The 14549-nt window shown below is 72.7% G+C and carries 13 protein-coding genes; 7 read left to right on the plus strand and 6 right to left on the minus strand.

What is annotated here, in order from left to right:
• Positions 1-142: 142 nt before the first annotated feature.
• The gene (locus tag BM127_RS04130; RefSeq protein WP_091194661.1) at positions 143-559 is read left to right on the plus strand and encodes a hypothetical protein; all 417 of its coding nucleotides are present in this window, start codon (positions 143-145) and stop codon (positions 557-559) included.
• Here the strand turns inward: BM127_RS04130 and BM127_RS04135 are convergent.
• The gene (locus BM127_RS04135; RefSeq protein WP_175507314.1) at positions 537-2324 is read right to left on the minus strand and encodes a sensor histidine kinase; all 1788 of its coding nucleotides are present in this window, start codon (positions 2322-2324) and stop codon (positions 537-539) included. The genes BM127_RS04130 and BM127_RS04135 overlap by 23 nt on opposite strands.
• Before the next feature lie 163 nt (positions 2325-2487).
• Here BM127_RS04135 and BM127_RS04140 point away from each other — a divergent pair, with 163 nt between their 5' ends.
• The 3 genes from BM127_RS04140 to BM127_RS04150 are packed head-to-tail and all read left to right on the plus strand — an operon-like array spanning position 2488 to position 5564.
• The gene (locus BM127_RS04140) at positions 2488-3909 is read left to right on the plus strand and encodes an FAD-binding oxidoreductase (RefSeq protein ID WP_198554484.1); all 1422 of its coding nucleotides are present in this window, start codon (positions 2488-2490) and stop codon (positions 3907-3909) included.
• 18 nt (positions 3910-3927) lie between these two features.
• Complete coding sequence (locus tag BM127_RS04145; RefSeq protein WP_091194668.1) at positions 3928-4359, plus strand: DoxX family protein; 432 nt, start codon at positions 3928-3930, stop codon at positions 4357-4359.
• On the plus strand, positions 4356-5564 hold the full coding sequence (locus BM127_RS04150; protein ID WP_091194670.1) for an MFS transporter: 1209 nt from the start codon (positions 4356-4358) through the stop codon (positions 5562-5564). Before BM127_RS04145 ends, BM127_RS04150 begins: the two co-directional genes overlap by 4 nt.
• Positions 5565-5567: 3 nt before the next feature.
• Here the strand turns inward: BM127_RS04150 and BM127_RS04155 are convergent, their stop codons facing one another.
• Positions 5568-6401: a CPBP family intramembrane glutamic endopeptidase gene (locus BM127_RS04155; protein ID WP_231263082.1), complete on the minus strand. Its 834-nt coding sequence runs from the start codon at positions 6399-6401 to the stop codon at positions 5568-5570.
• A gap of 117 nt (positions 6402-6518) precedes the next feature.
• Positions 6519-9107 carry an ATP-dependent chaperone ClpB gene (clpB, locus tag BM127_RS04160; RefSeq protein WP_091194672.1) on the minus strand — a complete coding sequence of 863 codons (2589 nt, stop codon included), beginning with the start codon at positions 9105-9107 and terminating at the stop codon, positions 6519-6521.
• 175 nt (positions 9108-9282) lie between these two features.
• Here clpB and BM127_RS04165 point away from each other — a divergent pair, with 175 nt between their 5' ends.
• From BM127_RS04165 to BM127_RS04175, 3 genes are all read left to right on the plus strand, one after another.
• The gene (locus BM127_RS04165; RefSeq protein WP_091194675.1) at positions 9283-10077 is read left to right on the plus strand and encodes a DUF6461 domain-containing protein; all 795 of its coding nucleotides are present in this window, start codon (positions 9283-9285) and stop codon (positions 10075-10077) included.
• Positions 10078-10383: 306 nt separating this feature from the next.
• Positions 10384-11115 (plus strand): DUF2786 domain-containing protein, encoded by a 732-nt coding sequence (locus tag BM127_RS04170; protein ID WP_091194679.1) that lies wholly within the window; start codon positions 10384-10386, stop codon positions 11113-11115.
• Positions 11116-11185: 70 nt separating this feature from the next.
• Positions 11186-11971 (plus strand): pentapeptide repeat-containing protein, encoded by a 786-nt coding sequence (locus BM127_RS04175; RefSeq protein ID WP_091194682.1) that lies wholly within the window; start codon positions 11186-11188, stop codon positions 11969-11971.
• 10 nt (positions 11972-11981) lie between these two features.
• Here BM127_RS04175 and BM127_RS04180 read toward each other — a convergent pair whose 3' ends face one another.
• The 3 genes from BM127_RS04180 to BM127_RS04190 all read right to left on the minus strand — a co-directional run bounded on the left by BM127_RS04180 (position 11982) and on the right by BM127_RS04190 (position 14410).
• Positions 11982-12686, minus strand: a complete 705-nt coding sequence (locus tag BM127_RS04180; protein ID WP_091194685.1) for a hypothetical protein — start codon at positions 12684-12686, stop codon at positions 11982-11984.
• Positions 12687-12771: 85 nt separating this feature from the next.
• Complete coding sequence (locus BM127_RS04185) at positions 12772-13029, minus strand: hypothetical protein (protein WP_091194689.1); 258 nt, start codon at positions 13027-13029, stop codon at positions 12772-12774.
• Between the two features lie 70 nt (positions 13030-13099).
• A complete protein-coding gene (locus BM127_RS04190) occupies positions 13100-14410 on the minus strand; it encodes a reverse transcriptase family protein (protein ID WP_091194693.1) in 1311 nt (436 codons plus the stop codon).
• Between the last annotated feature and the right edge of the window lie 139 nt (positions 14411-14549).

The following is a 14549-nucleotide window of genomic DNA, read 5'->3' on the forward strand; positions in this document are numbered from 1 at the left end:
GGTGTGCCTCCCGGCCTCGGTGGTGCCTGACTCCTTCCCGTACCCCGATCGGCGCACGACAACGGCGTGGCGGCTACCCGGAGCCGGGTAGTTCGACGCCGAGCGGCTGACAGCAGCCACCGCACGGGCGCACACTGGGCCCATGGCCGCCGTCGAGACCGCACCCACGCAGACGACGGAGACGGCGCGCCCCGCTCTCTGGCACCCGTGGCTCGCGCTCGGGCTGGCCGTCCTGTGCGCCACGTCCTACGTCGTCGCGCTGGTGCTGCCCTACTACGCCAACGAGCTGCACGAGCGCCCGGCGGGCGACCTGACGGGCTTCTGGCCGTACGACACGTCGCTCGGGTGGCTGGTCTCGCTGCTAGCGGTCTTCTCGTTCGCGCTCGCCCCGGTGGTCGGCTTCGGCGTGGCAGCCTGGTCGGCCCACCGGCTCTGGGAGGACCGGCAGGCACCCCGGGGCCGGCTGGTCTGGCTGGCGGCGATGATCGTCGGCGCCGCCTCGGTCGCCTGGATCTTCACGCCGCTCGCGGCGGAGCTCAGGGTCTGGCTGGTGGACTGACCGCGAGCAGGCCCGGCAGCGTCACCGACGCCGTCGTCCCGCGGCCCAGCTCGGAGGTGACCTCCACGCGCCCGGAGTGCCGGCGCGCGATCCGCTCCACGATCGCCAGGCCCAGCCCCGTGCCGGGACGCGCCAGCGCGTTGGGGTTGGTCGAGCGGAAGAACTCGCGGAACAGGTCGTGCTGGTCGTCCTCGGAGATGCCGATGCCCGCGTCGGCGAAGGTGACGCGGACCTTGTCGTCCTGGCGCGCCAGGCGTACGTCGATGTGGCCGCCGTGGTCGGAGTACTTGATCGCGTTGCTCGCGAGGTTGGCCAGCATCCGGTGCAGCTCCTCGGGCCGGCCCGACACGAGGACCGGGTCGTCGGGCACGTCGAGGACGCACACCTGCGACTTCGCCGACGCGCCCGCGTGGCACTCCTCGGCGACGTCGAGGAGGACGCGGCGCAGGTCGACCTGCTCCGGGACGAACTCGCGCAGCGGGTCGGCGACCTGGGCCATCGCGAGCAGGTCCTCGATGACGGCCTGCATCCGCGCGGCACCGCGGTTGGCGGCGGCCACCGAGAGCCGGTCCTCGTCGCTGAGGGCATCGACGTCGAGCAGCTCCAGGTTGGCGGTCATCGAGAACAACGGGGTGCGCAGCTCGTGGCCGAGCGTGTTGACCATCTCCATGCGGTAGCCGTCGAGGCGGCGCAGCCGGTCGGCGACCGCGCGCTCGCGCTCGATCTGGCGGGCGTTGGCCACGGCCTGCCCGAGGTCGCGTCCGATGTCGCGGGCAGCCAGGCGCTCGGTCGTGGTCCACGCGGGCGTGTCGCTGACGCGGGTCAGGACCAGGAAGCCGAGGCACTCGGGGCCTGCCCCCAACGGCACGAAGAGCACCGACCCGATGCCGATTCGGTCGAGGAAGGCCAGCAGCCGCTCGGCATCACCCGAGGGGAGGCCGGGCTGCACGGAGCGCGCGTGCGAGAAGTGCGCGACGTACTGGTCGCTCCAGTAGCGCCGGGCCAGCCGGATGACCACGTCGTCGATCTCGGAGAAGGGGGGTTCGACGTAGCCGCTGCCGACCGAGTGCGACGTCGTCGACGTGCCGCCGCCCGCGTCGAAGGCCGTCAGCCACATGCCGACCGCGCCGAAGCACGACACCAGCGTCGAGCGGCACGCCTCCACGACGAGGTCGAGGGAGGGCTCGCCCAGCGCGCGACGCACGATCTCGCGCGCCTCGTCGGCGATGCGTACGCGCTCGGCGAGGTTCTCCCGCTCGAGCGCGAGGAGCACCAGGGTGCTGGCGACCCCGGCGTACTGCGTCAGGACGGCGAGCTGGTCGGGGCCGGGGAGCCGGCCGTCGCGCGGGGTGTCCACCGACAGGAAGCCGCGCATCTGCCCGCCGTCGTCGAGGAGCGGCGCGAAGAGCATGTCGAGGGGGTGCCACGCGTCCGGCCCCTCGAGCGGTACGACGTCGGGGATGTGGCTGTACTCCAGCACCTCGTCGCCGATGCGGTCGTGGGGGACGAAGCGCCACACGCCCCACTCGTCGGCGTTGGCCATCTCGACGGCCATGGTCTCGAGCGGCACCCGGGTGCCTGCGAACCCGTCAGGTACGCCGGCCGCGACGACCACCTCGTAGGCGTCCCCCCGCAGCAGCGTGATCGCGGACTGCTCGAACCCGGCCAGTGTGGCGACACCCTCGACGAGCACCTGCAGGTGCTGGCGCGTGTCGTCGTCGGCCCACGGAGGGACGCTGTGACCTGCACCGACTGACTCGTTCACCGCACCCCTTCTCCGGCTCGCCACCCTAGTCGGCGTCCGACGCCCGGGGGCGACCTTTGGTCGAGGTCCTCGCCGCGCGTGGGCGAGGATGTGGCGCGAGAGACCGACGGTGGCGCTGGTCATCACCCCTCGGGCTCGGCTGATCGACCTCCAAGGAGCTTCCGTGAACGACCTGCTCGACCACCTCCGCACCGCCGTCGGCGACGCCCACGTGCTGACCGACGGCGCCGACGTCGCGGCGTACGTCGTCGACTGGACCGGCGTGCACGCCGGGCAGGCACTCGCCGTCGTGAGGCCGGGCTCGACGTCCGAGGTGGCGGCGGTCGTGACGGCCTGCCGCGCGGCGGGGGCGTCGGTCGTGCCGCAGGGCGGCAACACCGGGCTCGTCGGCGGAGGCGTGCCGGACGCCACGGGCACGCAAGTGGTGCTGTCGCTGGGCCGGATGCGCACGGTGCGCGAGGTCGACCCGGTCGCCGGGACGATCACGGTCGACGCCGGTGTCGTGCTGGCGGACGTGCAGGACGCCGCCGCACAGGCCGGCCGGCTCTTCCCGATGTCGCTGGGCTCCGAGGGCAGCTGCACCATCGGCGGCAACCTCGCCACCAACGCCGGCGGGACCGCGGTGCTGCGCTACGGCATGACCCGCGAGCTGGTGCTCGGCCTCGAGGTCGTGCTGCCGGACGGACGGATCTGGGACGGGCTGCGCGGGCTCCGCAAGGACAACACCGGCTACGACCTGACCCAGCTCTTCGTCGGCTCCGAGGGGACGCTCGGCATCATCACCGGCGCGGTGCTGCGCCTGTTCCCCGCGACCCCGCGGCACGCCACTGCCTGGGTGGCGGTCGCGGACGTGGCTGCCGCCGTCGCCCTGCTCGGCCTGGCCCAGCAGCACGCGGGCGCGCACCTCTCGACCTTTGAGATCGCCAACCGCCAGGCGCTCGAGCTCGTGCTGGCGCACCTGCCCGGGGCGAGCGACCCGTTGGCGGAGCCGAGCGACTGGTACGTCCTGGTCGAGCTGGCGGGGGCCCAGACCGACGACGGCCTCGACGACGCCCTCGAGGCGATCCTCACCGCAGCCGTCGAGGCGGACCTCGCCGCGGACGCCGCGATCGCCGGCAGCCCCGCCCAGCGGACTGCACTCTGGGCACTGAGGGAGGGGATCTCGGAGGCGCAGAAGGTCGAGGGCGCGACGCTCAAGCACGACGTGACGCTGCCGATCAACCGGCTCGCGGACTGGGTCGCCGAGATCGGGCCGAAGATGGCGGCGACGCTGGAGGGCGTCCGACCGGTGACCTACGGGCACGTCGGTGACGGCAACCTCCACTACAACCTCAGCGCGCCGGTGGGCGGTGACGACGACCTGCGGACGGCCGCCGCCGACCTCTCGACAGCGATCTACGACTCCGTGGCCGCCGGCAACGGCTCCATCAGCGCCGAGCACGGCCTCGGTCGGACGAAGGCGGCGGCAGGAGCGTCGTACAAGTCAGCCGTGGAGGTGGACCTGATGCGCGCGGTCAAGCGCGCGCTCGATCCCGACGGACTGATGAATCCCGGGGTGCTGCTGCCGCTCGTGGGCCAGTCGTAGGGCCCTAGGCTGGCGGCCATGAAGGCCCAGACGATCGGACGCATCCTGCTCGGCTCCGCCATGGTCGGCGCGGGAGTGCTGCACCTGACCACCCAGCGCCAGGAGTTCCAGGCGCAGGTGCCCGACTGGTTCCCGCTCGACGAGGACCTCACCGTGATCGGGTCCGGCGTCGTCGAGATCGCGCTGGGCGGCGCGTTCGTCGCCCTGCCGAAGCACCGACGCACGATCGGCGCCCTGCTTGCAGCCTTCTTCGTGGCGATCTTCCCCGGCAACATCGCGCAGTACGTCGAGGGCACCGACGCGTTCGGCCTCGACACCGACCGCGCCCGCTTCGTCCGGCTGTTCTTCCAGCCCGTGCTCGTGCTGGTGGCGCTGTGGGGCGGGGGCTGGCTCAGCCGCCGCTCGCGCGACGAGGACCGCGCCGTCGAAGAGGTCGACACCGGAGAGTGAAGCGCCGCACCACGGCCGGCACCACTGCGCTGCCGGCAGAGATCAGGGTCCTGCTCGTCGCCGCCTTCCTGATCGCGGTCGGCTTCGGACTCGTCTCCCCCGTCCTCCCCGCCTACGCCCGCAGCTTCGACGTCGGCGTCGCAGCCGCATCCGTCGTGGTCTCTGCGTTCGCGTTCTTCCGCCTCGTCTTCGCCCCCGTCGGTGGCGCGCTGGTGCAGCGGCTGGGCGAGCGCCCGGTCTACCTCACCGGACTGCTCGTGGTCGCCGCGTCCTCGCTGGCCACCGCCTTCGCGCAGAGCTACGTCCAGCTCCTGGTGCTGCGCGGGCTCGGGGGCATCGGCTCGACGATGTTCACCGTCTCCGCCATGGCACTGCTGGTGCGACTCGCACCGCCCGCCATCCGCGGTCGCGTCTCCTCGGCCTACGCCAGCGCGTTCCTCATCGGCGGCATGCTCGGTCCGGTGCTCGGCGGCGCACTCGCCGGCTTCGGGCTCCGCGCGCCCTTCGCCGTGTACGCCGTGGCGCTGGTCGCTGCGGCCGCACTGGTCGGTGTGCGCCTCGGCGGCACGCGGCTGCGACCGGCCGACCACGCCGGGCCCCAGGACCCTCCCATGCGGTTGCGCGACGCGCTCGGACACCGCACGTACGTCGCCGCGCTCGGTTCCGGGTTCGCCAACGGCTGGTGCAACTTCGGCGTCCGGGTCGCCGTGCTCCCGCAGCTGGCCGTGGCCGTGCACGACGACACCTGGGTCGCCGGCATCGCACTCGCCCTCGCCGCGGCCGGCACGGCGGCGACCCTGCAGTTCTCCGGGCGCATGGCGGACTCGATGGGCCGACGCCCCCTGGTCGTCTCCGGCCTCGTCGTCACCGCGCTGTCGCTCGGACCGCTGGGGCTGAGCAGCTCGCTCGTCGTCCTTCTGGTGCTGTCAGCTCTCTCCGGCGTCGGTGCAGGGCTGGTGAACCCCGGCCAGCAGGCCAGCGTGGCCGACATCGTGGGGTCGGGTCGCAATGGCGGCACAGTGCTGAGCACCTTCCAGATGTCGCAGGACGCCGGCGCGATCCTCGGCCCCGTGCTCGTGGGGGTGGTGGCCGACCAGGCCGGCTTCGGGTGGGCGTTCGCGACCACCGCGTTCGTGTGCCTGCTGGCGATCCCGCCGTGGCTCGCGGCGCCGGAGACCCGGCCCGAGACAGCCACCGCCGGCTGATGCCTAGAGGGTCGGCAGCCAGTCGACCCGGCCCGCCAGCGCGGCGTACCCGACGAAGGCGCCGACGTCGAGCAGCGTGTGCGCCACGACGAACGGCATCACCCGCCCCCAGCGGCGGAAGAGCCAGCCGAAGAGCAGCCCCATCGCCAGGTTGCCGACGAAGCCGCCGAGCCCCTGGTAGAGGTGGTAGCTGCCGCGCAGCAGCGCCGCCAGGCCGATCGCGGCCGAGTCGCCGAAGCCGAGCTGACGCAGCCGCACCTGCACGAAGCCGAGCACGACGAGCTCCTCGAGCACCGCGTTCTCGGCCGCCGCGAGGACCAGCACCGGCACCTGCCACCACTCCCCCGGCAGCGACTGCGCGACGACGGTGAGGTTGGTGCCGAGCGCATACGTCGCGAGGTAGAACACCACCCCCACCGAGCCGACGCCCAGCGCCAGCCAGGCGCCGCGCCCGAGGTCGCCCCAGGCCGCCCAGCGGCCCCCGCGCGCCCACACCTCGCGGACGCGCGTGCCCGAGCGCACCAGCAGGTACGCCGCCAGCGCGACGGGCACCAGCGCGAAGCCGATCCGCAGCAGCTGGTAGGTCAGGTCGAGCCAGGGCCGGTCGGGGGCGAGCGAGTTGTTGAGGTTCGCCGCCTGCGACGACAGGGAGCCCGGGGCGGTCAGCGCAGAGACGATGCTGACGACCGAGTAGACCGCCGAACGCCCCAGGGAGAGCAGCAGGACGATCGCCAGCTCGGCCCACAGCATCGCCTTCGCCAGCTCCGGCACGCCCCCGGGGACCGGGGTGTCGGGCAGCCGCCACCACGGTCGGGCACCGGCGCTCACGTCACTCACCGACCCAGCATCCCCCAGGGGACTGAGGAGCCGCTGAGAGCCGTGCCCGTCGCGGTCGAGTGCGCTGGCGGTAGTGACGGACGCAGGGCTGCGCACTCGACTCGCGGCCCGATCCCGTCAGCTGGCGAGCAGGGTCAGCCCGTCCTCGCCCACGTCGACCGTGACCGTGCCACCGTCGACGACCTCACCACCGATCAGCTTGCGGGCCAGCGGGTCGCCGATGGCGCTCTGGATGAGGCGCCGCAGCGGACGGGCGCCGTACGCCGGGTCGTAGCCGGTCTCCGCCAGCCACGCCCGGGCCGCGTCGGTCACCGAGATGGTGATCCGCCGGACCGCGAGCCGCTGCCCGAGCAGCGCGAGCTGCAGGTCGACGATGTGCGTGAGGTCCTCCTTGGACAGCGCGTCGAACATCACGACCTCGTCGAGCCGGTTGAGGAACTCGGGCTTGAAGTGCGCCCGCACCACACCCATCACCGACTCCTTCTTGGCCAGCGGCTCGAGGATCGGGTCGACCAGGAAGTGGGATCCCAGGTTGGAGGTGAGGACCAGGAGCGTGTTGCGGAAGTCGACCGTGCGGCCCTGGCCGTCGGTCAGCCGGCCGTCGTCGAGCACCTGCAGGAGGATGTCGAAGACCTCCGGGTGCGCCTTCTCGACCTCGTCGAGCAGCACGACGCTGTAGGGGCGACGTCGTACGGCCTCGGTCAGCTGGCCGCCCTCGTCGTAGCCGACGTAGCCGGGGGGTGCGCCGACGAGCCGCGAGACCGAGTGCTTCTCGCTGTACTCGCTCATGTCGATGCGGACGATCGCCCGCTCGTCGTCGAAGAGGAAGTCGGCCAGCGCCTTGGCCAGCTCGGTCTTGCCGGTGCCGGTCGGGCCGAGGAAGAGGAACGACCCGGTCGGCCGGTTGGGGTCGGCGATCCCGGCGCGGGAGCGGCGTACGGCGTCGCTGACGGCGTTGACCGCGGCGGCCTGGCCGATCAGCCTCTCGCCGATCACCGACTCCATCTCGAGGAGCTTGGCGGTCTCCCCCTGCAGCATCTTGCCGGTGGGGATGCCGGTCCACGCCTCGACGACGTCGGCGATCTGCTCGGCACCGACCTCGTCGCCGACGAGCGGCTCGAGGTCGACCTGCTCGGCTGCCTCCACCTCGGCGATCTGCTTCTCCAGCGCCGGGATCTGGCCGTACTGGATCTCGCTCGCGCCGGCGAGGTCTCCCTCGCGCAGCTTCTTCTCGGCCTCGATCTTGAGCTGGTCGAGCTGGCGACGCAGCTCACCCTCGCCCTGCAGCTGGTCCTTCTCGCGCTCCCACCGGCTCTCCAGCCCGCGCAGCTCCTCCTCCTTGTCGGCGAGGTCCTTGCGCAGGGTCGCGAGGCGGTCGACGGACGCGGCGTCGGTCTCCTTGGCCAGCGCGAACTCCTCCATCTTGAGCCGCTCGACCTGGCGCCGGAGCTGGTCGATCTCCTCGGGGCTCGACTCGTGCTCCATCCGCAGCCGCGAGGAGGCCTCGTCGATGAGGTCGATCGCCTTGTCGGGGAGCTGGCGGCCGGTGATGTAGCGGTCGCTCAGCGTCGCGGCAGCCACGAGCGCGGCGTCGGTGATGCGTACGCCGTGGTGCGCCTCGTACTTCTCCTGGATGCCGCGCAGGATCTGGATGGTGTCCTCGACGCTCGGCTCGCCGACGAAGACCTGCTGGAAACGCCGCTCGAGCGCGGGGTCCTTCTCGATCCGCTCGCGGTACTCGTCCAGCGTCGTCGCGCCGATCATGTGCAGCTCGCCGCGCGCCAGCATCGGCTTGAGCATGTTGCCCGCGTCCATCGCGGAGTCGCCTCCGGCGCCCGCGCCGACGACCGTGTGCAGCTCGTCGATGAACGTGATGACCTGCCCCCCGGCGTCCTTGATCTCCTCGAGGACGGCCTTGAGCCGCTCCTCGAACTCGCCGCGGTACTTCGCGCCGGCCACCATCGCGGCCAGGTCGAGGCTGAGCACCCGGCGCCCCTTGAGCGAGTCGGGCACGTCGCCGGCGACCACGCGCTGGGCGAGGCCCTCGACGACGGCGGTCTTGCCGACGCCGGGCTCGCCGATGAGGACGGGGTTGTTCTTGGTGCGGCGCGACAGCACCTGGATGACGCGGCGGATCTCGGCGTCGCGCCCGATGACGGGGTCGAGCCGACCGTCCTCGGCCGCCTGGGTGAGGTCGACGGAGTACTTCTCCAGCGACTCGTACGACGCCTCGGCCGCCTCGCTGGTCACCCGCCGGTTGCCGCGCACCGCGGTGATCGCCTCGCGCAGCCCGGACGCGGTGAGGCCGGCGTCGGTGAGCACCTTCTGGGCCGGCGACTCGACGGTCGCGATGGCCACGAGGAGGTGGTCGGTGGCGACGTAGTCGTCCTTCATCGAGCCGGCGAGGTCGAGCGACTGGGCCAGCACGCGGGTGAGCGACGCGGAGGCGCTGGGCTGCTGCACCGTGGAACCGGTGGCGCGGGGCAGGGCCTGCTGGGCGGCCTCGGCGGCTGCGAGGAGCACGGCCGCGTCCACGCCCGCCTTCATGACCATGCTGCGGCTAGTGCCGTCGTCCTGCCGGAGCAGCGCGACGAGGAGGTGGACGGGCTCGGTGTGGGTGTTGCCGCCCGTCGTGGCGGCAAGCTGGGCAGCCTCGATGACCTCGCGGCTGCGGGTGGTGAACTTCTCGGCACCGAACGTGCTCAACTCTGCTCCTTCGTAGATGTCGCTGGTCGAGGAGGGCGCCCTGCGCCCGTCACGGGACCACTGTGGTCCCACTTGCCACAACGCGCCAGAAGTTGAGTCGATTCCCCTCAACTCTGACAAAGATTCCTCGGCCGACCTCCCCCACGCACGCCCTCGATCAGCGACACTGGCGTCCATGCGTTCCGGGGGACGGCGCGGCATCGCCGCACTGCTGATGTGGGGTGCGCTCGGCCTGTCCGGATGCGGACAGCAGGAGTCGGCCGATGTCGCAGTGGGGACGGCGACCCCGACGCCCACCGGTCGGACCCCCAGCGCGACCGCGACCTACGAACCTCCGGAGCTCGACCGCACGGACCTGGACGCCCACCTCGCCGCACTCTCGCCCACCGACCGGGCGCTGGTCGATCACTACCTCGGCACCCCGCTCGGGGAGGGCACGTGGATCGTCGCTGCACCGATGACCGTCGCCGAGGCTCGGACCCGCCTGCTCGGACCGAGTCCGCGGCGGGCGACCGAGGCGGACGAGAGAGCGATGATGGACGCGTCGATCTCCGCGTACTCCTTCCTCCAGGTCGGCGACGGCGTGGTCGCCTTCGAGGACACGGGGTTCGCGGACCCTCCGAAGCGCCTGCTTGCCGAGCTGTCCCGCGACGGGGCCGTCAGCGCGGTCGCGACGGACAACATCGAGGCGATGACCCGCTTCGGCTACGCCCGCGACGGTGAGATCGTCTTCGACGCCTTCGAGTACGCCTTCGTCGACGACATCGACGAGATCCCGGCCGAGGTGCGCGACCTCGCGCGGCTGGCGTGGGACGACCTCGAGGGGCCGATGGTCGAGACCGCCAGCTGGTTCGACGTCGCCATGGCCATGAGCGAGAAGGTCACCGGCGTGCGCGCAAGGGCTTCGGTCTCGAACGTGGAGGACCTGTACGTCGTCCCGCTGCCGTGGGGCGTCATGGAGGACTACTGACCAGGTCAGCCGATCCGGCTCCGCGCGGAAACTTTACTTCCCAGCTGTTTGATTCTCAGGACGCCGGGGCATTGTTGTTGTATGACCAAGCTGATCGGCGACAACCGGGTGATCGTGGTCCTGTTCCTCGTGCTCGCCTACGTCAACGCCTACGCGATCACGGCCAACTGGTACCACTGAGCCTCGCGCCACTCCCCGCGTGACGACGCCGCGGGGATCCTGTCTGTCCACAGCCGGGGCCACCTGTCGTTCCCTGATGTCGGAGCGCCGTGCCATCGTGCGTGATCCACACGACGGGGAGGCACCGTGAACGACGACAAGCTGGCCAGGATCCGCAAGCTGCTCGCGCAGGCCGAGGATCCTGCCGCGACCGCGGCGGAGGCCGAGGCGTTCAACGCCAAGGCCGCGGAGCTCATGGCCCGCCACGGGATCGACGCCGCACTGCTGGCGGCCAGCGACCCCGGCCGCGAGGTCGTGGGCGACCTCGTCGTGGAGATGCTGGCCCCCTATGCCTACGAGAAGGCGTGCCTCGGCTCGGCCGTCGCACGCGGCCTCCGGTGCAGTGCCGTGCTCCGCACGAGCAGGGGCGGTGCGGGCACCTCGCACACGCTGCACCTCTTCGGGCACACCAGTGACCTCGCGATGGCTGACCTGCTGCTCACCAGCCTGCTGGTGCAGGGCACCGGCGAGCTCGTACGCCGTCGCGTCCCGCCCGGCGAGCACGCGGCCGCCTGCCGCCGCACCTGGTGGCTCGGGTTCACCTCGGCCATCGCCGTCCGGCTGGCCGAGGCCGAGGCGGCAGCGGCCCGCGAGGCGGAGCCGTCCTTCGCCGCGGCCGGGTCCTCGGCTGCCCTGGTGCTCGCCGACCGCGCCGCCGTCGCCGAGCAGTCTGCGGCAGCGGCCTATCCCCACCTGCGCACCGCACCGACGCGCTACCTGTCCGGCGGCGGCGCCGATGCCGGCCGGGCAGCAGGCGAGCGGGCGGACCTGGGCCGGACCACGCGCGTCGGGCGCTCCGAGCGGCGGAGCCTCGGCTGATCCTCGGCTGATCCTCGACCGAGAGGGCCGGAGGTCGGGGGCGTACGACAGGCCCTGAGAGGGTGGAGCCGTGACACTTCCGGCGCTGCGGTCCGACTGCTCCTCGTGCTTCGGCCTGTGCTGCGTGCTGCTCCCCTTCTCCGCGGTCTCGGGCTTCGGGGTCGACAAGCCGGGCGGGCGGCCCTGCCTCAACCTCCTCGACGACGACCGGTGCGGCATCCACACGACCCTGCGCGAGGACGGATGGCCCGGGTGCACCGTCTTCGAGTGCTTCGGAGCCGGGCAGCAGGTCTCCCAGGTCACCTACGCCGGCGTCTCGTGGCGCGAGCAGGACAACCTCGGCGAGATGGGCGCCGTGCTGTCGGTGATGCGGCAGCTGCACGAGATGCTGGTCCACCTCACCGAGGTCGAGCGGCGCTCCCCCGATCCCGCGGCACGCGCGGCCCTCGCCGAGATCGAGGAGCTCGTCGGCAAGGACCCCGAGGCGCTCCTGACCCACGACCTCGACGGTCTCCACGAGAACGTCGGCCGCATGCTGGGCGACGCCAGCGCCCGCCTGCGCCGAGCGTGGCCCGCTGCGGCGGACCGCTCGCGCCAGGACCTCGCCGGACAGCGGCTCTCCGGCGACCTGCGCGGATCCTCGCTGCGCGGGGCGACCCTGATCCGGACCGACCTGCGCGACGCGGACCTGCGCGAGGCCGACCTGCTGGGCGCCGACCTCCGCGACGCCGACCTCCGCGGGAGCGACCTCTCCACCGCGCTGTTCCTCACCCAGCCGCAGGTCAACAGTGCGACCGGCTCCGGCGCCACCCGGCTCCCCGAAGGACTGGCGCGGCCGGGCCACTGGGTCGGCTGACGGGCGGCGATCAGCCGAGGTCGGCCCATGCGTGGTCGGTGAACGGGTTGTCGCAGAACAGCACCGACCAGTGGGCGCACCCGATGTCCTCGTCGATCAGGTCGCCCGAGCCCTCGACGACGACCACCCACGTGGAGTCGAGCGAGAGGGGGTCGTCATCACCCTCGACCGTGCGGACCTTGCTGCCGTACGACGCCCAGCCACCGCACGTGCTGTCGGGCGCCCGCCCGGCCAGGGCGAGGGACACGCCCTGCCCCTGGGCGTCGGTCCCGGGCCGGGGCGTCCCGCGGCCGAGCGTTCCGAGCTCTGCGCAGCCCGGGGCGTCGACGCTGTGGTCGGGCGGCACGACCGGCAGCAGGGCGCGACCGGCATCTGCGGACTCCACCTGCCACGCGGTCACCGTGCGGAGGCTGCACCGCTCGCGGTAGTTGTTGACCATCCAGCCGGAGTCGTCGCTGTCGAAGGCGCAGACCTGCTCGATCCGGGCCCGGTCCGGCTGCCGCCCGGCGATGTCACCCAGCGCGGCCTGCCGCTCCCGGAGGTCCGGCAACAACGGCGTCGCCTGGTCGGCGAACGCGTCGGCCAGCTCGCCACGCTGCTGCCACCCGCGCGCCATGGCCGTGAGGTTGACGGCGAGGTAGACGAGGACGACGAGGGCGAGGAGCCCGCCGACGAGCTTGGTCATCCCGGACAGGACACGCATGGCGGTGGTCATGCCCCGATCGTCGCCAGACCAACCCCCGACCCACGACCTGCTGCGTACTCAGGTCCTGCGCCGCGGTCCGACCCTGACCGCAGGATCAGGAGTAGCGGTGGCTCTTGGCGGAGTGGCCGCGCTCGCGCGTGCACGTGCGACCGCTCATGTTGCGGTGACCGCACAGCTCGTCGGTGTCCGCGGACGCGTCGACGCTCGCAGGCTGGGCAGCACGGGCGGCCGCCGGAGTCGCAGGCGCCACGGGCGCCTTGGCGGCCGGTCGGGCCGGGGCGCCGGCTGCGCGCTTCTGGGCGTCGGCGTACTTGGCCTCGCGCATCGCCCGCAGGTTGTCCATCTTGCTCATCGCTTGCTCACACCCAGAACCTACGCGCTCGCTCCGACACCGGGCGGAGGCGGGCACGCGACACCCGCTGTCATCGACTCCAGTCGACGGCGTCGTGGACGGCGCGCAGCCGGGCTCCGCGCACCGGATCGTGCTGGGCGACCCACGCGATCCGGCCGCGCAGGTGCTCCTCCCAGGCCGGGACGTCGTCGCGGTTCTGGCTGCTGGGCCCGTGGGTCCGGCAGTTGTGCAGGATCGCGCGCAGGAGGTCGACCTCGCCCCGCGCGACGCGCGGCTCGTCGTTGACGACCAGGCCGGCGAGGCGCTGTCGACCCGCACGCGGCATCACACCCGTCTTGCGGGCGTTGAGACCGAAGCCCTCGTCGCGCACGATCAGCCCGATCGCATCGATCAGGCGCGAGGTGCCCCTGCCCCACCCCGCATCGCCCGAGAACGCCAGGTCGTCGGCGTACCTCGTGTAGCGCCCACCCCACGACTGCGCCAGCGCGGTGAGGCGTACGTCGAGGCGGAACGCCGCGAGGTTGGCCATCGCCGGCGAGGTCGGCGCGCCCTGCGGGAGGTGAGGTGCGGCCAGCCGTCGCCCCAGTCGCCAGTGGGCGTCGAGCAGTCCGTCGTCGGTGGGCGCGGGCACGGCGCGCCACGCGGAGCGGGGCAGGACGCACGTCACCAGGCCGGCCAGGCAGTGCGCCACCGGTTCGGGATAGCCGGCCGTGCGCCAGATGCCGTAGACCCGGGAGACGGTCACACTGGCGAAGAACGCCTCGAGGTCCAGGCGCAGCACGAGAGGCCGCCCGGCGTGCGGAGCGGCGTAGGACCGCACCGAGCCACCCGACCTGAAGCCCCGGGCCGCCTCGTGCGGCGGGATCAACCCAGCGACCTCGTCGAGCAGGCGGCGCTGGATCACCTTGAGCCGTGGCTTGGGCGCCTCGAGGACCCGGACGGCACCGCTCGGGGCCGGGCGATGGCTGACGCGGTAGTGCTGGAGCGGTGCGTCGGACGCGCTGCGGGCCAGTCGCCGGGGATCGGCGAACCAGTCGAGATCGGTGTGGCTGACGTCGAGGAAGGTCGCGACGTCGTCGAGGCGGTCGAGGACCGGGAGGCGCCACCGGTTGGCCACCATCTGCGTCCGGGCCACGGGATGGACCACAGGGCCTGCCTGCCCCGCCCGGGTCGCGGCGGGGCAGGCGGCGATGTTGGCGGCGAGCTCCCGAGGGCGGTCTGCGGGAGCACGGGGATAGAGCTCGAGCACCTGCCGCACCAGCGGCGTCAGCCACGCGGGGCGCCGGCCGAGCACGGTGCGCCCGCTCGCCACCAGGGCGGGCTGCGTCCACTCGTCGGCGAGGAAGCCGGATGCCAGGGCCCGCGCCAGGTCCGCCCTCATCCGGTCGCGGACGCAGCGATGGCGGTGGTGTGCGGCAGCGCAGCTCGACCTGTCCCGTCGTGCGCGCGATGACCTGCAGCGGAGCGCAGCGAGTCGCGCGCGGTGCAGTGCCCGAACGTTCCGGTGGTCCCCGGGGTAG

Source organism: Nocardioides alpinus, assembly GCF_900112035.1.
GTDB lineage: Bacteria > Actinomycetota > Actinomycetes > Propionibacteriales > Nocardioidaceae > Nocardioides > Nocardioides alpinus.

What these genes read in the sequence shown, in the direction of transcription:
- BM127_RS04145 (WP_091194668.1), top strand. Translation starts at nt 3,928, where the DNA reads ATGAAGGCCCAGACGATCGGACGCATCCTGCTCGGCTCCGCCATGGTC.
- BM127_RS04185 (WP_091194689.1), bottom strand. Translation starts at nt 13,029, where the DNA reads ATGAGCAAGATGGACAACCTGCGGGCGATGCGCGAGGCCAAGTACGCC.
- BM127_RS04130 (WP_091194661.1), top strand. Translation starts at nt 143, where the DNA reads ATGGCCGCCGTCGAGACCGCACCCACGCAGACGACGGAGACGGCGCGC.
- BM127_RS04165 (WP_091194675.1), top strand. Translation starts at nt 9,283, where the DNA reads ATGCGTTCCGGGGGACGGCGCGGCATCGCCGCACTGCTGATGTGGGGT.
- BM127_RS04180 (WP_091194685.1), bottom strand. Translation starts at nt 12,686, where the DNA reads ATGACCACCGCCATGCGTGTCCTGTCCGGGATGACCAAGCTCGTCGGC.
- BM127_RS04190 (WP_091194693.1), bottom strand. Translation starts at nt 14,410, where the DNA reads ATGAGGGCGGACCTGGCGCGGGCCCTGGCATCCGGCTTCCTCGCCGAC.